Here is a 23,927-nt window from a genome sequence, read left to right on the forward strand (position 1 = left end):
AACTACTTGACGGTGACGCGGACCTTGACGGCGTCGTCGTCGGTGGACTCGAGCGCCTGCGCGATGAGCGCCGAGAGATCCAGGCGCGGGCCGGTGGCGGTGACGGCGTCGGCCAGCGGTTGCAGTCCGGGCAGCAGCGAGGCCAGCTCCGGGCCCACCTGGTGCACCCATTCGGTGAGCCTTTGCAGGAACGGCACCAGGCCGTTGCCCTCGAGGTACATCTGCGGGGCATCGCCGGTCTGGATCAGCCTGCCCACCGATTCGACCAGTTCGTCGAGGCGCTGGGCGAACTGGGTGAAGGCCGGAGCGGCGGCCGCGGTGGCCGGACCGGCCCAGTCGATGTCCTGGGAGACGGCTTCGAAATCGTTGAGCAGCTGCGCGATCTGCGGTTCCCTGGAGACGATGGTCGAGGCCAGCAGGTCGGCGGCGCGGGTGAGTTCGGGCATCACCGCGTCGGTGCCGTGCAGCGCCACGCTCATGGTTTCGGCCAGTGAACCGACCACCTCGGGGTCGAGCTGGTTCATCGTGTCGGTGACCATCCTGGCCGCCTCGGGAATCGACAGCGGGGTGCGCACGTCCTGCGACTGCAACCGCTGCCCGTCCTCGAGGTACGGTCCCGCACCGGTTTTCGGCCGGAACTGCACATACGGCTCACCGAGCGCGGACAGATGCTCGATGGTGACGACGCTGTCGGTGGGCACCTTGTGCTCGCTGTCGACGCGCAGCCCCACCTCCACACCGGCGGCGGTGCGGTCCACCGAGGTCACCCGGCCGACCTCGATACCGGTCAGCAGAATCGGCGAACCGACGCCGAGCCCACCGGAATTCTTCAGCACCATCGACGCCTCGGTGTAGTCGGCGAACGGATCGACCTGCACCACACCGAAGGTCAGGTAGCTCGCGCCGAGCACGGTGATGGCGGCGATTCCGCCGAGGGAAGCCAGCGGGCCGATCTTCATCGGATGGCTCCGATCATGCGCAGGGTCTCGATGATGCGGTCGATCTGGTCGTCGGCGGAGATCGGTGCGCCGCCGGCCGGCGTCACCTGGACGTCGGCGATGTTCACCTTGGCACCACGCTCGACGAACGGAATGATCTTGTCCCGCAACAATGCGGTGAGCAGCGCCAGATTCGATGGCGAGGCGGTGTTCAGCGGTGCGCCGGTGATCAGCGGTGCGAAGGCCAGCGCGGCCGCGTCGCCGGCCTGCACCAGCGGCGTCAGCCAGGTCATCGACGCACCGACGGGCGCGAGTGCGCCGAAGATATCGGTGACGCCGCCGATGGAGTCGGTGGCGTCGGTCATCTGCCGCACCGATTCCGGCCGCAGGATGTTGTCGAGTTCGGGCTGGATCTGGTGCAACACACTGGAATTGGTTTCCAGGCCGTAGAGCAGCCGGTCCACCTGATCGAGATTGGCCGCCAGATCGACGACGTCACCCGCGATCACCTGCGTGATGCGCTGGGTTTCCCTCGGATCCTGCGGCAGCACCGAGTTGAACCGGTTGATGATGTCCTGCAACTGACCGACCGCACCGCCCTGCACGAACACCGCCATGGCGGCCATCGTGTCCTCGAGCTGCACCGGCGGTTTGGTCTGCTCGAGGGTAATGGTGCCGCCGGGCGCCAGCAGCGAGTCGAATCCGTCGGGCGGGGTGGTCAGTGCGATGTGGATATCGCCGAGCACGGTGTTCTGCCGCAGTTCGGCGATGGTGGTGGCGGGCAGGCGCACGTCATCGGAGACGTCGATGTCGACCACCACGTAGCCGCCGCGCCCCTCGGGAGCCTCGTCCGCCGGCACCACCCGCACCGAATCCACGGTCCCGACCTGGGCGCCGTTGGCGATGACCTTGGCGCGCGCGGGCAGATTGAGCACATTCGCGAACTCGATGCTGACCTGGTAGGTCGAGCCGGACACCGAGGTACCTGGCACCGGCACCTGGGCCGGATCGAACGCACAGCCACCGGCGAACAGCGCTGCGGACAACGCGACGGCGATCGCGGCCGAACGCATCCGCTTACCGAGCAGCGCGGTCATCGCGCACCTGCCAATCCCAGCACCAGCTGAACGAGTTGGACGTCGACCATGCCGTTGCCCGCGCCCGCGCAACGGCCGGGCGCGACCGCGTTGATCGCGGCGCAGACCTGCTCGGCGTCGCGCTGGGCGATGGCCACCTTCGGCGGTGCGTAGACCAGGCCGGGTGCGCCCGTCGCCGGATCGGTCACCGAACGGAAGGCCGAGGTCAGCGCCGGCGCCATGAGGACGATGTCGCGCAGCGATCCGACGTTGGCGCGCAACATCTTCACCAGCGGGACCAGCCCGTCCAGGGTGCCCATGAGCGGGTCGGCCAGGATGGTGGTCAGGTCGTTGAGCATGGGCAGCACCTCGCGCAGCCCATCGAACAGGGCCGCACCGGGCACCAGCAGATCGTTGCTGGCCTGGTTGAGCACCGGCGCCAGCCGGGTGAGCATGGTCTTCAGGTCACCCCAGTGTGTGCTGACCTTCTGCGACACCGAGGAGAACGCGTCGAAGATGCCCGCGAGGTGGCCGATATCGGCATCCGGGGATTTCAGCGTCGAACCCAGCTTCATGACCAGGTTGTTGATCTGCGCGCCGGTACCAGCGGTGGCCGAATCCAAGGCGCGCAGACCGCCGGCCAGCGCATCCGGCTGGGTCTGCGGGGTGCCGCCGATCTCCTCGGACAGGGCCGCGAGCGCGGTGATGGTTTCGGTGAGGCTCTTGGGCGTCAGCGTTTTGGTGATGCACTGCCCGGCATCCCACTCGTCGGCGGTCTTGCCGCTGGCCAGCACCGCGAGTTCGCGGTCGGCGACCACGCTGTCGGACAGGGTGGTCGCGGAGGCGTCGGCGTAGACCGGGTGCTCGGCGTCGACCTCGAAATCGACACGCACGGCGGCGCCTTCGGGCCGGATGCCGGTCACGGTGCCGACGTCGATGCCACGCATCGAGACCTTGTTGCCCTCGTACAGGCCGACGCTGTCGGGCATGATCGCGCAGTAGGACCGGGTTTCCTTGATCGGATCGAACGCGACGACATAGCCGACCACGGCGAGCAACGCGATGACCAGCGCGCCCGCGATCGACATGAACGCCTGTGAGCCGAGAATCCGCTTCACCATCAGCACACCTTCCCCGGCACCGGAACACAGATCGGCCCGAGCGCCGCACCCGGATCCAGCCCCGGTGGCGCGGTGACGGTTTCCCCCGAGCGGTCGATCGTCACCGGACCGTCCGGGATCACCAGCCCACCCAGCCGGTCGCCGAGCCCCTGCACGGCGGTGATGAGCGGTTCGAGCTGGGTGCCGAACTCCTGCAGCCGCGGCAGCGCGTCCGCCAGTTGCTGCGCCTTCGGTTTCAGCGTGTCGTCCCAGGCGGGTGCCAGCGTCGCCAGCCGCTGCACCACCGAGGACAACAGCCCGACCGCCGCTTTCAGCTCGGCGCGCTTGTCCAGCAGCACGGTCTCCATCAGGTTGACGTTGTCCATCAGCCGGCCGAGATCGGTTTTCGCGCCGTCGTACATGGTGACGTACTCGTCGGCCACCGCGATCGCGTTGGACACCTGGGTGCGCTGACGTTCGATGGCGTCCAGGTACTGGCCGAGGGTGTCGAGAGTGGTGCGCAGCGTGTCGGGGGCGCCGTCGATCGAGGTCTGGATGGAGGCCAGGTTGCGGCGCAGGGTGTCGCCGTCGGTGGCCTGCAGGGGCGCGGTGGCGTCCTGGAAGGTTTCGATCAGGCTGTAGGGCAGGCGAACCCGCTCTGCCGGAATCGGCGTGTCCCCCAACGGCTGATCACCGGCCGGGAACAGCGCGACGTAGTGGCCGCCGACGATGGTGAGCATGCGGATGTCGAGCGAGCTCTGATCGCCGACGAACACGTCGGAATCGACGGTGAACCGCATGATCACCCGATCCGGTTTCAGCTCGAGCGATTCCACCGTGCCCACCGAGATGCCGGCCAGCCGCACATCATCGCCCGCCTTCACCGACTGCGCTTCGCTGAGTTCGGCGGTATAGGTGGTCTTGCCGAACGGCACCACGTACACCACGCCCGCGGCGACGGCGGCGATCACCAGCGCGACGGCGCCGATGATGCCCAGCCGCAGCTCCTTACGCAGCCGGGTGGGCTCGTCCATGATCGGGGTGTCGCCGTTGACCATGCGGCGGATCCGGTCGAGGCCGGGCAGTTTCACGCGTTGCATATCGCGACCTTCTGTCCGCCGATGAGCACCTGCACCGGCTCGGGCAGTTCGGCTTGTCCTTTACTGCACTCGGGCTTCCAGCCCGCGACTGTGCGCGGCAGGGCGTTGTCCACCGCGGCGAGCAGACCGGGCAGCCTGCCGAACACCTCGACCGCTTCCTGCGGGTCCGGGAACAGCCCGCGGATCATCGCGTCCACATCGGTGCTGCCGTCGGTGGCCAGGCCGAGCGCGTCCAGCAGCCGGTCGATGGGGCCGAGCACCGAGGGCGCGGTCATGGCGAATTCGGCCAGTCCGCCGACATTGGTGCGCAGCGCCTCGAAGATGTCGGACAGCCGTGCCAGCAGCGGCACCAGATGATGCACTCGCCCGCCGACCCGGTCGGCCAGATCGGACATGTTGCCGACCAGGGTGGCGATCACTTCCTGCCGGTTGCCGACATGCTCGCTGAGCTTGCCGATGGCGTCCAGCGCCGGACCCAGCCCCGCGCCGTCACCCTCGATCACCGCGAGCATGCTCTCGGTGAACTGGTTGATCGCCTCCGGAGACATGGTGGCCAGCACCGGCTTCAAACCGTTGAACAGGCTGGTCACATCGAACGACGGCAGCGTCATATCGGTACCGATGCGGGCGCCGTCGGGCAGCCGGGCACCGGGGTTCGGCTGCTGCTGCAGATCGATATAGCGCTGGCCGGTGAGGTTCTGGTACCGGATGGCCAGGACACTGTTGTCGTAGATCGGGGTCGAGGTCTCGACCGTCAGCCGCACCTCGGCCTGATAGCCGTCGAGCTCGATGCCCTCGACCTTGCCGACCTGCACGCCGTACATGCGCACGTCATCGCCGACCTTGAGGCCGTTGGCGTCGGTGAACAGCGCGCTGTGCGCCTCGGTGTCACCGTCGACCGGCCGCTTGATCGCGGTGATCACCACCAGCAGGATCACCACCATGGCCGCGGCGAACACCGCCAGCCGCCAGGCCGCACCACGCACCGTCATCGGGCGCCTCCCTTCACCGGCAGCCCGAGCAGCGGCACCGCGATACCCGGCACGCCACGCAGTTCCAATTCGAGATCGAGGACCGGACCGTCCGGGGTGTCCTTCATGGCGGCGCCGAGCCGGGTCAGCAGGGCACGCAGATCGGCCGCCGACTGCTGCGGGGTCGACACCGTGCGTGCCAGCACCGTGAGCATCGGCGCGAGCATGTCGGTGTAGCCGGAGAGCTGGCCGGCTTCGGTGAGGGTGGTGGCAAGCGCGGGCAGGATCTGCCCGGTCAGTGCGGCCACGCCCGCGTCGAGACGCTCGCGATCGGTGTTGAGCACATCGATCTCGACGAACTGATCGATCACCTCGATGGTGGCGCCGGCGAACTTGCCGCCGCCGTCGAAGGCGCCGCCGAGCCGGCCGACCAGGTCCGAGGACGGCATGGACTGGTTGTCGGCGACGGTGCGCGCGGCCGCGATCAGGGCCTGCGCGAGCGGCGTGAACGCCTCCACGTCGGCGGCGGCCTGCGCGATGACGGTCGCCATCTGCGGGGTGAACACCGTCGCGCCCACCTGCGACATACCGCGCAGCAAGCTGCCCATGGTGGCGTCGTAGACGTCGGCCGCGCGGTCACCGGTCAGGTCGATCACCATGTCCGCGCGCAGCGGGGAACCGCCGGAGCCGGGCAGCAGTTCGAGTTCGCTCACGCCGAACAGATTCGACGGCGCGTAATCGACCCTCAGGCTGTCGTCCAGCCCGGACAGCCGGGACTCGTCGAGGTCGAGGGTGATGCGCTGGGTGCCGCGCGCCTCGGGGGCGATCTCGGCGACCTCGCCGACCAGCACCCCGTCCACGCGCACCGGGGTGCCCGCGATGATGCCGTCACCGATCTGCTCGGTCTGCAGGGCGATGCGCAGCCCGTCCTCGGAGCGCAGCGTGCGATAGCAGACGGTGGCGAGCAGCACCGCGACGACCACGCCGACGATGGCCGCCCCCACGGTCATCGCGCGCGTCCGATCCGCTGCCACTCCTGGCATTCCGTATTTCGGCATCTGTCCCTATCCCGTGAAACTGATCGGCGCGTTGAAGCCCCACAGGGCGATGGACAGCAGCATGTCGATCGCGATGATCGCCACGAAGCTGGCGCGCACCGCGCGACCGGAGGCGATGCCGACGCCTTCCGGGCCGCCGGTGGCGAAGAACCCGTAGTAGGAGTGCACCAGGATCACCACCGTGCCGAAGATCGCGACCTTGATCACCGCGGCGATCACGTCGAACCCGGACACGAACTGGAAGAAGTAGTGGTCGTAGACGCCCGCGGACTGGCTGTGCACCAGCGTCAGCAGGCCGCGGCAGGCCAGGTAGCTCAGGATCAGCGCGATCAGGAAGGTCGGCACGATCGCGATGGCGCCCGCGATGACGCGGGTGGTGACCACGAACGGCACCGACCGCAGGCCCAGCGCCTCGATGGCGTCGATCTCCTCCGAGATGCGCATGGATCCGATCTCGGCGGTCATCCGGCACCCGGCTTGGGCGGCGAACCCGATGGCCGCCGCGATGGGCGCCAGTTCACGGGTGGAGGCGAAGGCCGACACGATGCCGGTGACCGGCCCCATGCCGAGCATGTCCAGGATCGCGAACGATTCCACGCCCACCGAGGCGCCCATCACCAGGCCGAGCACGATCATCATCGGCACCGTGCCGCCGCCGACGATGACCGAGCCGCGGCCCCAGGTCATATCGGTGATCGCGCGCATCGTCTCCTGGCGGTAGCGACGCATCGTCAACGGCACCGATGACAGCACCTGCCAGACGAATACCGCGACGAAACCCAGCGATTCGACACCGCGCAGCACCCGGCTGCCGCGACGGAAGTAGCGCGCGGCCCAGCCGAGCCCCTTCGGGACATAGGACGAGGTCGACATCAGACCAGCCTCGTCGGCATGAACATGGCGCTGATCTGCGACATCGCCAGGTTCACGATCACGATCGACACCACCGACAGCACCACGGCGGCATTCACCGCGTCGGCCACACCGCGCGGGCCGCCCTTGGCTTCCAGCCCGCGCTGGCAGGCGATGACGACCACGAGGAAGCCGAAGATCAACGCCTTCAACAAGGAGACCCACACGTCGGCGACGGTGGTGAACGAGCCGAACGTCGCCCAGTACGAACCGGGCGTGACGCCTTGGCCGCCGACGGCGACCAGGTATCCGGCGAGCACGCCGACGAAGATGATCAGCACGTTCAGCAGCGGCGCGACGATCAGCATCGCGACCATGCGCGGAATGACCAGCCGGTGAATCGGGCTGATGCCCATGGTGTTGAGCGCGTCGATCTCTTCCCGGATGGTGCGCGCACCGAGATCGGCCGCGATCGCCGCGGCACCCGCACCACCGAGCAGGAACCCGGTCGCCATCGGGGCGCCCTGTTTGATCACACCGAGCCCGCCGGTGGCGCCGAGCAAGGTGTCCGCGCCGAGGGTGTGGATCAGGTTGCCGACCTGCACCGACACGATCACACCGAACGGGATCGCCATCAGGATCGCCGGGATCGCGGTGACGGTGATCAACCGCCACGCCTGCACCAGCGTTTCTTGCCACTGGAACTTGCCACGCGCGATATCACCGACCGCGCCCGTCACCGACTCCTGCGCCATCCCGACCGCGCGACCGAAGGTCCGCAGCGACGACACCACCGTGCCGGAGAAATTCTTGCGCACGATCGCGACGGCGGAATCGCTCGGCGGCTTCCGGGTATCCAGCGTCATCGGCGAAGTCCTCGCGCCGCGCTCGCGATGCTCGAGCACCCGCGCGGGCGGCGGCGTGTTTCGGGGTTCATGGCGCACTCTCTGCTTTCGGCGTCGATGCCAACCCTCAGGAAGCTAATCGTTACGAGAGGTGACATACAAATTGACAGGTGGGTGACCCTGAACACAAAGAAACCGAATATGACATCACGCGAGAGGCTCGGTGTTATAGGTCACCATCGGGTGTGGAGCGGTCGGCTCGACATGCACCCACGCGCATCGAGCACCCGACGCTCGCAGACTGTTTGCGCACGTCAGGACGATGTGCCCGCACGGTTGGACCGCATCGTCGGCTCCCACAACAAGCACGCCTGACCGATTACCGTGAGTCTCCCCGCGCACCGACCGATATCGCCGGTGCGGTGACATCGGTGGGGCATGTGCCGGTCGACGACGACGTTGCCGCGAACCCGGCAAACGGCCCGCGAACCACTGATTCGTGGGCCATCTCAGGGGTGTTCAGACCCGAGAACGACGAGGAGCCGCCGGCCGCCACGATCCGCTCGTCGGCGCGATGCTCGCGCCCGTCGCCCGGTCCGCGGCGGGTCCGGAGGAGCGCCCGGCCGGGGTCTAACGGCCGGCGTCGGCGGCGCGCTCGCCGGTGGGCGATGGGCCGGCCGAATCCGCTGGCGCTCCGGCGGGTTCGGCGGCGGCGGGTTTGTCTACGGAAACCGCACGCGCCGTCGCGGGCGCGGCGGCCACGGACGACGCGGCGGCTGCACGCCCGGCGGCGTCCCATTTCTCCCGCAGGGCGGACACTTTCGCCATCAGGCTGCCCGGTTCGATACCGCGTCCCACCATCCACTGGGTCACCGCCGCCAAGGCGGAGACCACCGCGACGGCGGCGGCGGCCACGGCCGAGGGGGTGAACCGGGACGTCGCGACGTACTGTCCCTGGCCCGCGCCCGGCAGGATGAACTTGCCGTTTCCCTTGACCCAGCTCAAGAACTGGCCGACCTGACCGCCGAGGTCGTATTTGCGCGCGGTGAGAGCCTTGAGTTCGGCGCCCTTGCTGTCGAGGTACAGCATGGTGAACAGCACCAGCACCGCGACGCCCACCGACGACAAGGCCACCAGCCGGGCGAAATACTCCGAGCGCATCCGGAAATAGAGCACGACCAGACAGATCGTCAGCACGATCACGGCTGCCGTCGCGAACGCCCACAGTCCGCTGATCTGCGGGGTTTTCGGCGCCGACTTCGACCACACCGTCAGGTATTTGGTGGACACATCGATGCGCCCGAAGGCCGTGGACTCCACCGAACCATTGGCGCCCGTCGCCACCAGCCACGGTCGCGTCATCAGCACGAGCGTGATGAACGCCCCCACTGCGGCCACCAGATAACCCCAATGCCCGCGCAACGGAGTGCTCGCGCCGCGCACCGCCGCTGCCCTGGCCCGGACCGCGTCGGCCCGCCGCCTGCGCGATTCGCCGGCGCCTTCCGTCGCGGCGCCCCCGGCGACGGCCGCGCCACCACTGCCCGCTACGCCTTCCGGCGAATTCACCGCCACCGACTCAGCGCGTGTGTGCTCTGGTTCATCCCCTTGGCCCGCATCAGCTGATCTGGCGGCCGCGCCCTCACCGGCACCCGCTCCGGCATACTTCGGCGCGCCTGCCGCACCCGAGCGCGCCGCGCCCGATTCGACCGCTCCCCCGCCGACGAACTCACCCGAGACCGCGACACCACCGGCGGAACCCGCTCCGAAGAGCCCGCCGGATTCCGGGCTGTTCTGCTGATCGGAGCTGTGTCTGCTCGCGGATTCTCCGGTGTCTCGGGCAGCCTTGGCCTGCCAGGGGTTTGGGCCCGCCATTACCGCAGTTTATGGTGCCTGCACTGGTGGGAATACTGGTTGACCGGGTCGAATGGGCGCATCGCGGACGGGCGCGGCGGTGCGTCCAGCGGGGTCGCGGCAACGAAGATCACGCGATCAATCGACCGGCGGGGTGGACATAGGCGACAATTTGGCGCGTGCGGACCCAGTTCACCAATGAGCTCGTCGCGTTGACCGATGAGTTGACGCAGATGTGCCGGCTCACCCAAGACGCCGCCGAGCGCGTCACCGATGCGCTCGTCGAGGCCGATCTCACGGCGGCCTACGAGGTTTTCGCGCTCGACGAGCGCCTACAGGCCATGTACGCGGCCTGCGAGGAGCGCACGGTGGTGCTGCTGGCGCTACAGGCGCCGGTCGCCCGCGATCTACGGCATGTGGTGACCGCCATCCAGATCGCCGGTGAGCTGTCCCGCATCGGCTGGCTCACCAGCCGGGTGGCCGATCAGGTCTACAAGAGCAGCCCCGATCCGGTGGCGCCGGAGCCGATCGTGGCCTTGCTCGCCGAGATGGGCAGGCGCGCGGCCCGCGCGACCGCGCACGCGCTGCGCTCGGTCGCCGCGGGTCAACAGCCGCCCGAAGAGGCTCCCGATCCGCCTGCCGAGACCATGGAAGAGCTCAACCACCGACTCCACGCGGCACTCAGCGCCCCCGCCTGGACCGGAAGCACCGATACCGCAATCGAACTGGCCCTGCTCGGCCACCATTTGGAGCGCTGCGTCGATCACACCGCCCGCATCGAACGGCTCATCCGCTTCCTGGACACCGGCATCCCGCCCACCGCACAGCCCATCGAGGAAGAAAGGGACTGAACGTGGGCGGCCCGAAGCTGGTTACCCGCACACACCGCCGAACGCCCTATCGAGCGGACGACCCTGCCCTGCGGGCGATCGCGTAGAGGTCGCGCGCAGGCCCTGTCGGTCGCGTCCCCGCAGGCCAGACCGCCCGCAGCACTCGGTCGAGGTCGAGCCCGGTCACCGTCGGCGCGACCAGCGTGCCCGCCGCGACTTCGGCAGCCACCGCGAGTGAGCTGAGCACGGCCGGGCCGACGCCCGCGGCGACGGCCGTCTTGATCGCCGTGGTCGAGGACAGTTCCAGCGCCACAGCGGGCCGCACCCCTGGACGGGTGCGAGCCAGCGCGTGCTCGAACCAGTTCCGCGTCCCGGATCCGGTTTCGCGTTGCAGCAAGGGTGTTTCGGTCAGCTCGTCGACGCTCACCGAACCCCTGCGTGCCCAGCGATGCCCCGGCGCCACCACCACGACCAGGCGGTCCTTACCCACCACCCGGCTCTCCAGCCCCGCGAAACTCTGCCTGCTCTCGATGAATCCGATGGCTGCGCGCCCGTCGAGCACCGCCTGCGCGACTTCCACCGAGTTGCCGGATTCCAACGCGATGGTCAGATCGGCGGCCGCGGCCCGCAGGGCGGTGAGCCAGCCGGGGAACAGGTATTCCGCGACGGTCTGGCTGGCGGCGACGCGCAGGCGGGAATCGCGTTCGGAGCGCAGCGTGTCGATCCCGGCCTCCAGCTGTCCGGCGGCGTCGATGACGGCGCGGGCCCATTCCACGATGAGCGCGCCGGCGCGAGTGGGTCGCGAGCCGAGCGTGGTGCGTTCCAGCACCGGCACGCCGACCAGTTTCTCCAGGGTGCGGATCCGCGAGGACGCCGAGGGCTGGCTGATGCCGTGTGCCTGCGCGGCGCGCCCGAGGCTGCCGAGCTCGACCACTGAAAGCAGCAGGTCGAGCGCGGCGAGATCGGGCACCCGCGGCGACAAAGGCATAGAACCATTCTATGTACCCATAGACCGATGACGCCTACCAGCCACGCGGCAGGCCCGCGAGCCTGGATCCATGACCCTCACCGCGACCCACCGGCCCGTCACCGTCACCCGCCGCACCGTGTCCGCGCGCACCGGCGCGCTGGCGCAGGTCGGGCTGAACTGGTTCGCGATCGTCATGGGCACCGGCATCCTCGCCAATGCCGCCGCCACCCTGCCGCTGCAGCTCCCCGGGCAGCGCGCCGCCGCCACCGGCGTCTGGGTGCTGGCCACGCTGCTGCTCGCCGCACTCGGCCTCGTCTGGGCGGTGCGGATGATCCGCCATCGCGGTCACGTGCGAGCCGAACGCGATCATCCGGTGCTCGCCCACTTCTCCGGCGCGCCGCCGATGGCCCTGCTGACGGTCGGCGCCGGCGCGATGCTGCTCGGCAAGGACGTCATCGGCGAATCGGCGGCGGTAGCCATGGATTGGGTGCTGTGGCCGCTGGGCACCGCGCTCGGCCTGGCCACCGCCGTCGCCGTGCCCTATCGGATGATCACCCGCACCCCGGCCGGTGCACCCGATGCGGCGTTCGGCGGCTGGCTCATGCCCGTGGTGCCGCCGATGGTGTCCGCAGCCACCGGCGTCCTGCTACTGCCGCACACTCCGCCCGGCCAGGCCAGGGTGACGTTGCTGGCCTGCTGCGGCGCGATGTTCGGACTGAGCCTGATCGCCGCACTGATCACCACCACCATGATCTGGTCGAAGCTGATGCATTTCGGCGCGCCCGCGGCCGCGCTGGTGCCGACGGTGTGGATCGTGCTCGGCCCGCTCGGCCAATCGGTGACCGCCGCCGGCGCGATGGCCGATGCCGCCCCGGCCGTCGCCGCGCCCGCGCAGGCCGCCGGTGTGGCCTTGGCCGCCACCGTGTTCGGGATCGCCACCTGGGGTTTCGCCATGCTGTGGTTGACGTTGGCGCTCGCGGTCACCGTGCGCACCTTCCGGGCGGGCGGGCTCGGCTTCTCGCTCACCTGGTGGGGTTTCACCTTCCCGCTCGGCACCTGCGTCACCGGGAGCACCGCGTTGTTCGCGCACACCGGCGCCGAGCTGTTCGCCGTCGCGGCTGGCGCGTTGTACGCATTGCTTGCCGTCGCCTGGTGCACGGTCGCATCGCGCACCGCGCTCGGCGTGCGCGACGGTTCGTTGCTGCGTCCGGCCGCTCCGGCCCCGGTGTGATCGTGCCCACCGAAACCCGCAGCTCACCGCATACCTGACCGATGCGTGAGCCGACGAACCCCCAGCCTGTTCGGCATTTCCGTACTCCAACCGTAGATCTGACCGCCATGACCAGGACAAAACTCCCAATCCTGGGAAGTGGGTAGGGTGTTTGCAGAGAAGAAATCAGACATCTACTATCCAAATACGTAGATGAAAGCTTGGTCTGGGTAGCTCCCGGACCGCGAGCGTCACGACGAGTTCGCGCTCGTGCGACACGACACCCCGGGACTACCCCCTCATCAGCCTCGAGGTGTCGTGGCCGCGGCCCGGTCTGGACAACCGGCCGCCCTCAGTCGCGCGGGCGGTGATCGAATTCGCCCGTGGCACGCCATCCCCGGCCCGGCGCCGGCACGCCGGTCCGGGGATGGTCCACGCGGCCGTGTCATCGGCCTGTGCGTAATCTCATAGCCGTCAGTGCCTTCGAGTGCAGCTGGCACCGGGTAGCTTGACGCCCGGTAATTTTCGGGCGCAGGACAAGGAAGTCAGTTGAGTTTCACCGCACTCCAGATCGGTTCCTTCGTCCACGGTGAGGTCGCCCGGTGAACGATCTGCTCGCACGCACCTCCGGCCGCACCCGCACGATCATCGCGGCTGCCGTCTGCCTCATCGCGCTCGCCATCGTCGGCTACGGCTATGTCGACGACCTGTTCGCCAAGCGTGGCGCGGGTTCCGCCGGCGCGGCAACGACCACCGGGCGCGACGTCAGCGAGCTGCTCGGCCGCCTGGCCGTCTCGGCCGAGGGCTCGATGAGCGGCTACAGCCGGGAGAAGTTCCCGCACTGGGACACCAACAAGCCCGAACACGGCTTCGGTCCCGAATTCGCCCAGTACGCCAAATGCACCACCCGCGAAGTGATGATGCTGCGCGACGCCACCGGCAAGGTCACCCTCGACGCGAAGACCTGCGAACTGACCATCGGCACCGACGGCGGCTGGCGCGACCAGTACGGCTTCACCGACCGTAAGACCGGGCAGCTGAAGCCCTACAAGTGGATGACCGATCCGGCCTCCGTCGACGCCGAGCACATCGTCCCGCTCGCGGAGGCGTGGCGGTCGGGTGCCGACAAACTCGACGAGGACACCCGCCGCCGCATCGCCAACGACGCGGGCAACCTCATCGCCTCCGACCCGTCGGCCAACCGGTCCAAGGGTGACCAGGATGCCGCGCACTACCTCCCACCGGGCAATTTCCGGTGTGGCTATATCGATCACTACGTCAAGATCAAGGTAAAGTACGGCCTCACCGTCGACCCCGACGAGCAGAAGGCCCTCCGTACCGCCGTCGATGATTGCGTCAAGCGAGGAGAATTCCGATAAGCGACATCATCGAGCTCACCGCCGCGGCTGCCGTCATGACCGAAGAGGAAGGCACGGTATCCGGCGCCCTCGATGTCACCGTCGACGAATCCGGCAAGGGCTTGGTGCGCTACCGCGACACCGAAACCTGGTACACCATCGGCAACCTCGACGCCGAACCCCCACGGACCTGGACCTCCGTCACCGAACTGGTCGCCGCGATCGAAGCGGGCATCGGTGAGCGTGACGCTGCGGGTAACACCATTCCCTTCGAGGCATAGGCGGGTTCGCGCCGGGTGGACCGGATCCCGCCGGCCCACCCCTGCGGGTCCGCGATCAGCGAGCCGACACCGGCACCGCACCCAGTTCCGTACCGACCGGGGCGTCCCAATCGATCACGTACCGCTGCTCGGCACCCATCGTCTTCTGCTGACCCTTCATCATTTTCATCATCACCGGCATCACCGCCCGCATGATCCGGCCCGCGATCGGGCCCGGCGTCTTGGATCGGTTGATCTTGGCCGCGCGGGCCGCGATCCCCTCCACCCGCGGACGGCGCAACGCCTCATACGCGGCGAAAGCCTCCTCGGGACCGGCCAGATCGCGCAGGCAACGCGCCAATTGGACGGCACTCTCCACCGCCAGCGACGCGCCCTGCCCCGAACTGTTGGACGGCGCATGCACCGAATCGCCGGCCAGCACCATCCGCCCGCGATACCACCGCGGGACCGGCGGCATGATGTGCAGCGCGCCCGTGATCTGCAACTGGTCGGCCGTAGTGGCACGCGCCAACTGGCCGCCGGGGGTGTCCTCGGCATAGGTCTCGCGCAGGAGCGTCAGCCAATGCTCGGCCGGTATCGCGCGGGCATCGGTGAGCGACAGGTACTGCTTGTGCGGCAGGTTGGCGCCCCACGCGATCGTGCCCGCACCCTCCGGCCAGTACAGGTAGTACGCGCGTTTGCCGAACGCGAAGACCATGGTCTCGGGTGGGGTGTCGATCTCGCATTCGGTCAGCGCGCCGAATCCGAGCATGCCGGTGTATTCCGGGCCGGGCGCGTCCGGATCGATCAATCCGCGCACGGTGGAGCGGATTCCGTCGGTGCCGATGAGAACGTCGGCGGTCGCGGTACTGCCGTCGGTGAACTGGGCGGTGATGCCGTCGGCATGCTCGTCGACGGCGGTCAGCCGCTTGTCGTATTCGATCGGCACACCCGCCGCGATCGCGTGATCGTGCAGCACGCGATGCAATTCGCCGCGGTCGACGACCTGCATCGGCTCCACATCGGGCAGCGTCGGCACCTCGATGCGCTTGCCGCCGACGGACAGGTTCATCTTCGGGATCGGCACCGCGATCGCCCGGACGCGATCACCGGCGCCGATCACATCCAGGGCGGCAAGGCCATTGGGTGCGAGCGCGAGCCCGCTGCCGATGGTGATCGACGGCCCGGAATAGGCCTCGTAGACGCGGGCCTCGATTCCCGCCTTGCGCAGCGCGGTGGCGGCGACCGGGCCTGCGATGCCGCCGCCGATGACCAGCGCGGAACGAACTGTGGACATGAATAACTCCTGGTGGGGTCGTGTGTGTACGGCGAACCGCACCGCGAATCACCCACCCGGTTATCCTGTGGTTGCCAAACTCTGGCCGGGTGTGCGAATGCGGGCACGGTCCGAGACGGTTCCCCGAGTTCGGCGGCGGTGTTGCCGCACCTCCGCCGGACTCGGTCTCGGTGTTTGCTATGGGTGTGGCTTCCCCCCTTCCATGAGGTCGCCGGCCTTGGCCAGATCCATGCCTTCGCTGTGCCAGGTGCGCCAGCCTTCCAGCCCGGGGAACTTCCCGGACACCAGCTCGTCGCGGAATGCGGCGGTCCACGCGCGTTCGGCTTCGAGCATGGCCAGCCCGTATTCGGTCTCGACCATGAACAATCGCGGCAGGGAGCCCGCGGCCGCGTCGAATTCCGCACGCACGGTGGTGATCTGTTCGTCCAGGGCGTCGACCCGGCGTCCGAGCAGGTCGATCACCTCGTCCGGCGGCAGTGCCGCGAGAATCGACAGTCCGGCCACGTATTGCCGCTGTTCGGGCTGTGGTTCGGCGATGAGCTCCCTGGTCCAGTCGATCAGTTCGGCGCGGCCGGCGTCGGTGATCCGGTAGATCACGCGCTCGGGCCGCGCACCTTCCCGTTCACTGCCGACGACCTCGAGGAATCCGGCCTTCGCCATGTTCTGCACGACGGTGTACAGCGATCCCCATTTGATGTCCATATCGCGGTCTTTGCCGCGATCGCGCAGCGTGGACGCGATCTCGTAGCGGTGCATGGGCCGTTCGATGATCACCGAGAGCACCGCCAACGCCAGCAGATTGCCGACCTTGCGTTTGGTCGCCATGCACACCTCCTTACTCGTCTACGAATATACGTGCGCGAGTATTAGCGCCGCAAGAGGTGTGTCCGCTTTTCGGGGCTGGAGACGCAGGAGGATCCGAGCCTCGACCCATCCGGGGTGCCCCGTCGCGGTGGCGGTCAGTGTGCGGGGACGAGTTCGTGCACGTCCTGGTCGAGCAGTTTGATGGCAATGCTCTCCAGTGCCTGGTCGAGCAGCATCCGATCGGTGGGATCGGTGCGGTCCCAGTCGTCGAGCCGCACATCCAGCCAGCGCCGCCAGGCCGCCCTGATCCGGTCGACCTGCGCCTGCCCGGCCGGGGTGAGGGTGAGCAGTGGGCCGTCCAGGGCGAGGTATCCGGCGGCGCGCACTTCGCCGAAGACGGGAGCGATCACCTCGTCGGGCAGCCGGTGCACGCGCGCGATCGCGTCGAGGGTGGCCTCCCCGCGAATCCGGTTGTGCAGATATACCTGTCCGAGCGCCCAGGCCTGACCTCGGGTGAGGTCGGTGCCGGCGTCGGCGAGAACCACCGGGCCGATCGGGCCTTCGGCGCGCGCGGATCGCAGGGTGGTGGCGATCGCGCGTTCCAGCAGCACCACCCGATCGGCCGAGTCCGGCACCGAGAAACCCTCACCCACGTCGCGCGCATCCGCGCGGGCACTGTCACGCAAAGGCACTTCCCTCAGGAACCAGGCGACCGCGAAACCGGCCAGCGCGACCGGAACCACCCAGAGGAACACGTGGTCGATCGCCGCGGCGTAGGCATCGATGATCGGATCGGCCTGCTCCGGCGGCAGCGCCCGCAGCGCCTCCGGATTCGCCGCCACTTCGGGCGGAACCACCCGCACCTCGGTCAGCGCGCCGGCGAGTTCGGGATCGAGCTTGTTGGTGTAGAGGGTGCCGAAGACGGCGGTGCCGAACGCGCTGCCGAGCGTCCGGAAGAAGGTGACGCCCGAGGTGGCGGTGCCCAATTGTGCGTACGGGACGGTGTTCTGCACGACGATCGTCAGCACCTGCATGGCCAGACCGATGCCGAGACCGAGGATCAGCATGTACAGCGATTCCAGCCAGACGCTGGTGTCGCGGCCCATCGTCGACATCAGCAACAGCCCGACCGCCATCACGCCGGTGCCCGCGATAGGGAACCAGCGATAGCGTCCGGTCTTGCCGACCACCTGGCCGGACAGGATCGAGGTGACGAACAGGCCGAACACCAGTGGCAGGGTGCGCACCCCCGAAGCGGTGGCCGAGACACCGTCGACGTATTGCAGGTAGGCGGGCAGATACGTCATCGAGCCGAGCATCGCGAACCCGACGATGAAGCTCAGGATCGAGCACACCGTGTACACCTGGCTGCGGAACAGCCCCATCGGCAGCATCGGTTCCCGCGCGCGCAATTCCACCCAGACGAACGCCGACAACAGCACGACCGCCGCCACGAACAGCCCGATGATCTGCACCGAACCCCACGCGTATTCGGTTCCGCCCCATTCCAGGCCGAGAATCAGGCTCGACACACCGAGCGCCACCAGGCCGATGCCCGCGTAGTCGATGATCGGCTTGGCCATCGCTTTGACATGCGGGATGGTGCGCGCGGCCAACGCGATCATCAGGATCGCCAACGGGACATTGACGTAGAAGCACCAGCGCCAGCTCGCATGGTCGGTGAACAGCCCGCCCAGCGTGGGCCCGATGACGGTGGTGACGCCGAAGACCGCCCCGAGCGCGCCCTGATACTTGCCGCGTTCGCGCAGCGGAATGATGTCGGCGATCAACGCCATGGAGGTGACCATCAGCCCGCCCGCGCCGACCCCCTGGATCGCACGCGCGACGATCAACAGCAGCATCCCGTTGGCCAGGCCCGCGACCATCGAACCGACGATGAAGATCAGCGCACTGAGCTGGAAGATCAGTTTGCGCCCGAACAGATCACCGAGCTTGCCCGCCAGCACCGTCGCCACCGCCTCGGCCAGCAGGTACGAGGTGACCACCCACGCCATATGCCCGGCCCCACCCAGATCGGCCACGATCGTCGGCAGCGCGGTGGACACGATCGTCTGATCCAGCGCGGCCATCAGCATCCCCAGCACAATGGTCCCGAACACCACATTGGTCTTCGCCCGGCTCATCGGCTCAGGTGCCCGTTCAGCGACTGCCACCGCATCGCTCATCGGCCAAGTATGGGCCGCGTCCCCATCCCCAGGAAGGCAGCGACACGGCAGCGAATCCCGAGGTGAAGTCGGCCGGCCGGGCGTCGGCAGCGCGGGCGATCGGCTACACCGCGCCGGCGATGTCGCCGATCAGCGCACCGCGTAGGTCCCCAGGGATGGTTCGAGTGCGTCGAAGGCCGTCGCGATGTAACCGGTGAGGGCGGCGGCGATCTCGTCGTTGGATCGGCCGGCGAGGGTGCGGCGCATGGTTTCGTCGAACAGCACTCGGTGCACGCCGCCGAGTTGGGCGGCGGCGACGCGCGGGGTGATGTCGTCGGGGGCGGCGCCGGTTTCCTCGGCGAGGATGCGGGCCAGGGCGGCTTCGCGGTCGTCGTGGAACTCGCGTAACCGGGCGACCAGGGCCGGGCTTGCCGTGATCATCGCGGCGAATGCGGGGCCGGAGAAGCCGACGACGGGGTCCTGTTCGGCGGCAGCGGTGAGGTAGGCGCGGCGCAATGCCGCCAGCGCGGATTCACCCGGTTCGCGCTCACGGACGGTACGGGCGAGCTGATCGACGAACACCTCGCCCAAATCCAGCGCGAGATCTTCCTTGCGGGGGAAGTAGTTGGTCACCGTCATCTTGGCGACCTGCGCGGCCGCGGCGACGTCGGCGATCGTCACCTTGTCGAACCCGCGCTCGAGGAACAGCATGGTGGCCTGGTGGGAGATGTTTTCCCTGGTCTGCAGCTTTTTCCTGGCGCGAAGGCCCTGCGTTTCGGCGGTCTCGGTGGTCATGCGGACCAGACTACCTGAACTCGTCATAAATTTATGCTTGACATATTTTTAGGTCCACTCTAAGTTTGTCTTCGCGCTGCCACGGCGGCGCGGAACAGTCGAAGGAGAACGCGCATGACTCACGGCCCCGACAGCACCACCCGCCCCGCCAGCACCCACCGAAACGGAGCAGTCACCTTGGCCGAGAAGTCCACCCCGCAGTCCGCGTTCGATGCCGCGATCGAGCAGATGCTCAGCGCAGGCACCCAGCCACCGGCCCCCGCGGCCGCCCCGCGCACCCGGCGCACCGAAGCCGGTTTCCCGGTCGTCGGGCGGCGCCGGAAGGCTCGCGACGAGCGCAGCCTCCCCCGCAGCCAGCAGTTCCGCTCCGCGCCACACCGGCCGCTGCGCATTCCGGGGCGCTGAAATCGGCGGCGCCTGGGTACCTCCGTAGCGGAGGTGTCATCCAGGCCTGCGCGCGCACGCCGAGTCTTCGAGGCGGGCCAGCGGTGCCGACGATGCCCCGCCCACTGCGAATTCCGGCGCTGACACCGGGGGCGCCTGCATCCCATCACGCGATGCAGGCGCCATCCATGGCTGCCGTCCGCACGCCGAATCGTCGCGGCGGGCCAACCAGCGGGGCCACCGACGGCCCACCCGCTGCACTGCGCCGGTAGCCCCACCGAAATCCCGGATGAGATGCGATTCACCGAACAGCGCCGCAGGAGATTCCGCACAACGCCGCCTCGTCGCTGACCGCAGGCCACCACCGCGGATTCGCCCCGCACTCCCCGACTTCCGAGAGGAATCCTTTGACCACCCGATGCCTCCCCTCCCGCCGTACCGCCTCGCCCACCCTCGGCTCCGTCAGCGATGACCCGATCCGCGATTACCTGCGCGCCATCGGCCGCACACCACTGCTGAGCGCGGCGGAGGAAGTCGCGCTGGCCGAGCGAATCGAGGCCGGCGTCCGCGCCCAACAGCGGCTCGACCGATCCGGCGAGCTCCCGCCCGCCGAACTGCGGGCCCTGCGCCGCACGGTCGCCGACGGAGCGCGCGCGAAGGAACACATGATCCAGGCGAACCTGCGCCTGGTCGTCTCCATCGCCAAGCGCTACCCGACCAACACCGGCATGTCGCTACTGGATCTGGTGCAGGAGGGCACCTTCGGCCTGATCCGGGCGATCGAGAAGTTCGATCACCGGCGCGGATCGAAACTGTCCACCTACGCCACCTGGTGGATCCGCCAGGCCATCGGCCGCGCGCTGGCCGATCAGGGCCGCACCATCCGCATCCCGGTGCACGTGGTGGACGTGCTCAATCGGGTGATCCGCACCCAGCACACCCTGTCCCAGCGGCTCGGCCGCGACGCCACCGCCGCCGAGATCGCCGCCGACCTGGCGATGACGGAAACCCAGGTGACGCAACTGCTTCAGCTGGCGCGTGACCCGATCTCGCTGCACACGCCGATCGGCGAAGACGCCACCGAATACGGCAGTCTGATCCCCGACACGGCCCCCGGCCCCGACGAACTCGCCACCGCCGCCACCATCGGCACCCAACTGCGCGCCATGCTCGCCGCCCTGTCCGACCGCGAGGCCGAAGTACTCACCCTCCGTTACGGCCTCGATCACGACGCACCCCGCTCACTCGCTGAAATCGGTGCCGCGCTGGGTGTTTCGCGTGAACGCGTGCGCCAGATCGAAGCCAAGGGCTTGACGAAGCTACGCACGCCGGGCCGGGCGAAGGTGCTGGCGGGGATGCTGGGATAGCGCTCCACCGCACTTCTCATTCGCGCCGCCCGGGGCCGCTCCGGCTTCCCAGGGGGCACGAGGCGGTTGCTGCCAGTAATCTGGCGTCGGAGGGAGGGCACCATGTTCATCGATTTCGTTCCCGACAGGGATGTGTACCCATTCGAATCCAGGTGGTTCGACTCATCCGCCGGACGGGTGCACTACATCGACGAGGGGGCAGGGCCGACGATCCTGTTCTGTCACGGCGCACCGGCGTGGAGTTTCCTCTACCGGCACATGGTGCAGGCCCTGCGCGACCGGTACCGGTGTATCGCCCTTGATTACCTGGGCTTCGGATTGTCCGAGCGCCCCGAGGGTTTCGGCTACACCATCGCCGAGCACACCGCCGTTCTCGGCGAGTTGATCGATCATCTGCGGCTCGACGATCTCGTTGTGATGGGGCAGGACTGGGGCGGGCCGATCGGGCTCGGCGCGGTCACCACCCGCGCGGATCGCGTGCGCGGGATCGTGCTGGGCAATACGGCGCTCTGGCCCATCGACGCACCGGCCAATCGGGCGTTCAGCACGATCATGAGCAGCCGACCGATGCGCAAGCGAATCCTCGAACGGAATTTCCTGATCGAACGGGTTCTGCTCGGCGAACTGGGACGCACACTCAGCGCCACTGAGGCCGACCACTACCGCCTGGTGCAACCCACCGCTCGAGCCAGGCAGGCCCTCGCCGAGACGCCGAGGGAGATCCGCCGGGCCCGCCCGCTGCTGGCCGAACTCGAACGCGACGTGCCCGCCACGCTGGGCGATAAGCCGGCCCTGCTGGTGTGGGGAATGAAGGATGTGGTGTTCCGCCCGAAGGCGTGCATCCCGCGGATGCGGGCCATGTTCACCGACCTCGAGGTCGTCGAGCTGCCGAACGCACGGCATTTCATTCAGGAACACGAACCGGACGCGATCGCCACGGCTATCGCCGAGCGGTTTCCGTAATCACGGGCGCTGGCGAGAACGCTCGGCCACCCTTGCGACCGAAGCGGTGCCCGCCGGCCCGGCTAGCTCAGCGGCGCTGGTGCAGAGCCTGCGCGGCCGCTCGGGCAACGGTTTCCGCGACGAGCGCGAGCGCGGGCACGTCGAGCTTCCACTGCTGCCAGTACAGCGGCACATCCACCCACTTGCGGCGGCCGAGCGCGACCAGCGCACCCGATCGCAGCAGCGGCACGGCTTGCTGTTCGGGGACCAGGCCCCAGCCGAGGCCCGCGACGATGGCTTCGCAGAAGCCCTGCGAGGTGGGTATGTAGTGGCGCAGGTCGCCGGCCGCTGCCTGACCGGCGGTGATGGTGCGGACATAGCGGTCCTGCAGTTCGTCGCGCCGGTCGTAGACGATGACGGGCGCCTCGGGCAGGCGACGCCGCAGCGTTCCCGAACCGAAATGCCGGGCGACGAAATCCGGGTTCGCGACCGGCAGATACCTGGCCAGGCCGAGCAGCCGCGAGGTACAGCCGGTCCCCGGCTCGGCCGACGACGTCACCGCCGCCATCACCTGCCCCTCACGCAGCAGGGTCGCGGAATGCGATTCGTCCTCGCGGTGCAGCTCGAAGCAGATCGGCGGGTCCTGTGGGACGCGGGTCAGGGCGGGCAGGAACCAGGTGGCCAGTGAGTCACCGTTCACCGCGATGGACAGTCGCGCCGGATCGGATTCGTCACCGATGCCCAGCTCGCGCTGCGTGTCTCGTTGCAGCGCGGCGATCTGGCGCGCGAATTTGACGATCACCTGCCCGGATTCGGTCGGTTGCGCGGGCTTGGTGCGGGTGAGCAGCACCCGGCCGGTGCGTTGTTCGAGCGCCTTGATGCGCTGACTCACCGCCGACGGCGTGACGTGCAGTGCGGCCGCGGCGGCGTCGAAGGTCCCCTCGTCGACCACCGCCAGCAGCGTGCGCACCTGATCGAACGGCAACTCTGTCATCACAGCAGCTAATGATAGTTAAGAAACTTTAGCTGTACTGATTCCGTGGATCTCCCTAGCGTCGGGTGACGTGAACAGCGGAATCTTCCCGGCGGCGCTCGCCGGATTCGGTGCGGGGTTGTCTCTGATCGTGGCCATCGGCGCGCAGAACGCCTTCGTCCTGCGCCAGGGTGCGCGCGGGCACGCGGTTCCGGTTGTCGTGGCGATCGCCGCGATCTCCGATGCGCTGCTCATCGCCCTCGGTGTGGCCGGGTTCGGCTCGGTGATCACCGCCTGGCCCGCCGCGCTGACCATCGCCGGCCTGGCGGGCGGAGCCTTCCTGATCTGCTACGGCGCCATGGCCGCCCGCCGCGCGCTGCGACCGCCCGCCGGCCAGGCCCTGATCAGCGCGTCCGGCGCCGCGGGCACCCTACGCAACGTGGTGCTCACCTGCCTGGCCATGACCTGGCTCAACCCGCACGCCTACATCGACACCGTGCTGCTGCTCGGCACCGTCGCCACCCAACGCGGTTCGCTGCGCTGGATTTTCGGCCTCGGCGCCATGCTCGCCAGCTTCACCTGGTTCATCACCCTCGGCTACGGCGCCCGCCTCCTCGCCCCCATCCTGTCCCGCCCCACCGCCTGGCGTTTCCTCGACACCCTCGTCGCCATCACCATGCTCACCATGGGCGCTGCCCTGGTCGTGCGCGCACTGTGACATGCAAGGGCAACCGCGAGGACCCAACGCCAGCTGCGCCCAGCCACTACCACCGAGTTCCAC

23 protein-coding genes are annotated in these 23,927 nt (G+C 68.5%); 8 read left to right on the top strand and 15 right to left on the bottom strand.

The annotated features are described in order from the left end of the window. Nucleotides 1–2 precede the first annotated feature (2 nt). The 9 genes from AC5W7N_RS21190 to AC5W7N_RS21230 all read right to left on the bottom strand — a co-directional run bounded on the left by AC5W7N_RS21190 (nt 3) and on the right by AC5W7N_RS21230 (nt 9,812). Entirely contained in the window at nt 3–959 is a 957-nt protein-coding gene (locus tag AC5W7N_RS21190) for an MlaD family protein (RefSeq protein ID WP_163815916.1), read from the bottom strand. Beyond that, nucleotides 956–2,035, bottom strand: a complete 1,080-nt coding sequence (locus tag AC5W7N_RS21195) for an MlaD family protein (protein ID WP_163815917.1) — start codon at nt 2,033–2,035, stop codon at nt 956–958. Before AC5W7N_RS21195 ends, AC5W7N_RS21190 begins: the two co-directional genes overlap by 4 nt. Beyond that, nucleotides 2,032–3,135, bottom strand: coding sequence for an MlaD family protein (locus AC5W7N_RS21200; RefSeq protein ID WP_495922047.1), 1,104 nt, complete (start codon nt 3,133–3,135; stop codon nt 2,032–2,034). Before AC5W7N_RS21200 ends, AC5W7N_RS21195 begins: the two co-directional genes overlap by 4 nt. Then, complete coding sequence (locus AC5W7N_RS21205) at nt 3,135–4,214, bottom strand: MlaD family protein (protein ID WP_256673473.1); 1,080 nt, start codon at nt 4,212–4,214, stop codon at nt 3,135–3,137. The genes AC5W7N_RS21200 and AC5W7N_RS21205 overlap by 1 nt, the downstream gene beginning before the upstream one ends. Further along, on the bottom strand, nt 4,202–5,206 hold the full coding sequence (locus AC5W7N_RS21210) for an MlaD family protein (RefSeq protein WP_163815921.1): 1,005 nt from the start codon (nt 5,204–5,206) through the stop codon (nt 4,202–4,204). Before AC5W7N_RS21210 ends, AC5W7N_RS21205 begins: the two co-directional genes overlap by 13 nt. Beyond that, entirely contained in the window at nt 5,203–6,195 is a 993-nt protein-coding gene (locus AC5W7N_RS21215; protein WP_495922048.1) for an MlaD family protein, read from the bottom strand. The genes AC5W7N_RS21210 and AC5W7N_RS21215 overlap by 4 nt, the downstream gene beginning before the upstream one ends. Before the next feature lie 54 nt (nt 6,196–6,249). Next, nucleotides 6,250–7,116 (bottom strand): MlaE family ABC transporter permease, encoded by an 867-nt coding sequence (locus AC5W7N_RS21220; protein WP_195021467.1) that lies wholly within the window; start codon nt 7,114–7,116, stop codon nt 6,250–6,252. Next, nucleotides 7,116–7,961, bottom strand: a complete 846-nt coding sequence (locus AC5W7N_RS21225; RefSeq protein ID WP_163815927.1) for an MlaE family ABC transporter permease — start codon at nt 7,959–7,961, stop codon at nt 7,116–7,118. Before AC5W7N_RS21225 ends, AC5W7N_RS21220 begins: the two co-directional genes overlap by 1 nt. Nucleotides 7,962–8,570: 609 nt before the next feature. Further along, nucleotides 8,571–9,812, bottom strand: a complete 1,242-nt coding sequence (locus AC5W7N_RS21230) for a hypothetical protein (protein ID WP_495922049.1) — start codon at nt 9,810–9,812, stop codon at nt 8,571–8,573. A gap of 158 nt (nt 9,813–9,970) precedes the next feature. Between AC5W7N_RS21230 and AC5W7N_RS21235 the strand changes: the two genes are divergently transcribed. Beyond that, nucleotides 9,971–10,642, top strand: a complete 672-nt coding sequence (locus AC5W7N_RS21235) for a phosphate signaling complex PhoU family protein (RefSeq protein WP_163815931.1) — start codon at nt 9,971–9,973, stop codon at nt 10,640–10,642. Nucleotides 10,643–10,688: 46 nt separating this feature from the next. On the opposite strand, the gene AC5W7N_RS21240 is transcribed toward AC5W7N_RS21235, so the two are convergent. Next, entirely contained in the window at nt 10,689–11,609 is a 921-nt protein-coding gene (locus tag AC5W7N_RS21240; RefSeq protein WP_194990491.1) for a LysR family transcriptional regulator, read from the bottom strand. 70 nt (nt 11,610–11,679) lie between these two features. Here AC5W7N_RS21240 and AC5W7N_RS21245 point away from each other — a divergent pair, with 70 nt between their 5' ends. The 3 genes from AC5W7N_RS21245 to AC5W7N_RS21255 all read left to right on the top strand — a co-directional run bounded on the left by AC5W7N_RS21245 (nt 11,680) and on the right by AC5W7N_RS21255 (nt 14,440). After that, nucleotides 11,680–12,822 (top strand): TDT family transporter, encoded by a 1,143-nt coding sequence (locus AC5W7N_RS21245; RefSeq protein WP_495922050.1) that lies wholly within the window; start codon nt 11,680–11,682, stop codon nt 12,820–12,822. 581 nt (nt 12,823–13,403) lie between these two features. Then, entirely contained in the window at nt 13,404–14,180 is a 777-nt protein-coding gene (locus AC5W7N_RS21250; RefSeq protein ID WP_195021470.1) for an HNH endonuclease family protein, read from the top strand. 35 nt (nt 14,181–14,215) lie between these two features. Continuing rightward, nucleotides 14,216–14,440: a hypothetical protein gene (locus tag AC5W7N_RS21255; protein ID WP_163815940.1), complete on the top strand. Its 225-nt coding sequence runs from the start codon at nt 14,216–14,218 to the stop codon at nt 14,438–14,440. 55 nt (nt 14,441–14,495) lie between these two features. Here the strand turns inward: AC5W7N_RS21255 and AC5W7N_RS21260 are convergent, their stop codons facing one another. The 4 genes from AC5W7N_RS21260 to AC5W7N_RS21275 form a co-directional block, all read right to left on the bottom strand. Next, the gene (locus AC5W7N_RS21260; protein WP_195021471.1) at nt 14,496–15,716 is read right to left on the bottom strand and encodes an FAD-dependent monooxygenase; all 1,221 of its coding nucleotides are present in this window, start codon (nt 15,714–15,716) and stop codon (nt 14,496–14,498) included. Between the two features lie 177 nt (nt 15,717–15,893). After that, the gene (locus AC5W7N_RS21265; protein ID WP_194990488.1) at nt 15,894–16,541 is read right to left on the bottom strand and encodes a PadR family transcriptional regulator; all 648 of its coding nucleotides are present in this window, start codon (nt 16,539–16,541) and stop codon (nt 15,894–15,896) included. Nucleotides 16,542–16,675: 134 nt separating this feature from the next. Next, nucleotides 16,676–18,706 (bottom strand): MDR family MFS transporter, encoded by a 2,031-nt coding sequence (locus AC5W7N_RS21270; RefSeq protein WP_495922051.1) that lies wholly within the window; start codon nt 18,704–18,706, stop codon nt 16,676–16,678. 129 nt (nt 18,707–18,835) lie between these two features. After that, the gene (locus tag AC5W7N_RS21275; RefSeq protein ID WP_490725328.1) at nt 18,836–19,480 is read right to left on the bottom strand and encodes a TetR family transcriptional regulator; all 645 of its coding nucleotides are present in this window, start codon (nt 19,478–19,480) and stop codon (nt 18,836–18,838) included. A gap of 114 nt (nt 19,481–19,594) precedes the next feature. On the opposite strand from AC5W7N_RS21275, the gene AC5W7N_RS21280 reads away from it, so the two are divergent. The 3 genes from AC5W7N_RS21280 (at nt 19,595) to AC5W7N_RS21290 (ending at nt 22,194) form a co-directional block, all read left to right on the top strand. Further along, the gene (locus AC5W7N_RS21280) at nt 19,595–19,885 is read left to right on the top strand and encodes a hypothetical protein (RefSeq protein WP_495922052.1); all 291 of its coding nucleotides are present in this window, start codon (nt 19,595–19,597) and stop codon (nt 19,883–19,885) included. 386 nt (nt 19,886–20,271) lie between these two features. Beyond that, nucleotides 20,272–21,231 carry a sigma-70 family RNA polymerase sigma factor gene (locus AC5W7N_RS21285; RefSeq protein WP_495922053.1) on the top strand — a complete coding sequence of 320 codons (960 nt, stop codon included), beginning with the start codon at nt 20,272–20,274 and terminating at the stop codon, nt 21,229–21,231. 102 nt (nt 21,232–21,333) lie between these two features. Further along, complete coding sequence (locus AC5W7N_RS21290) at nt 21,334–22,194, top strand: haloalkane dehalogenase (protein WP_495922054.1); 861 nt, start codon at nt 21,334–21,336, stop codon at nt 22,192–22,194. Between the two features lie 67 nt (nt 22,195–22,261). On the opposite strand, the gene AC5W7N_RS21295 is transcribed toward AC5W7N_RS21290, so the two are convergent. Further along, nucleotides 22,262–23,167, bottom strand: a complete 906-nt coding sequence (locus AC5W7N_RS21295) for a LysR family transcriptional regulator ArgP (RefSeq protein WP_495924161.1) — start codon at nt 23,165–23,167, stop codon at nt 22,262–22,264. Between the two features lie 70 nt (nt 23,168–23,237). Here AC5W7N_RS21295 and AC5W7N_RS21300 point away from each other — a divergent pair, with 70 nt between their 5' ends. Then, complete coding sequence (locus AC5W7N_RS21300; protein ID WP_495922055.1) at nt 23,238–23,864, top strand: LysE/ArgO family amino acid transporter; 627 nt, start codon at nt 23,238–23,240, stop codon at nt 23,862–23,864. The last annotated feature ends 63 nt before the right edge of the window (nt 23,865–23,927 follow it).

The organism is Nocardia sp. CDC519, assembly GCF_059509835.1.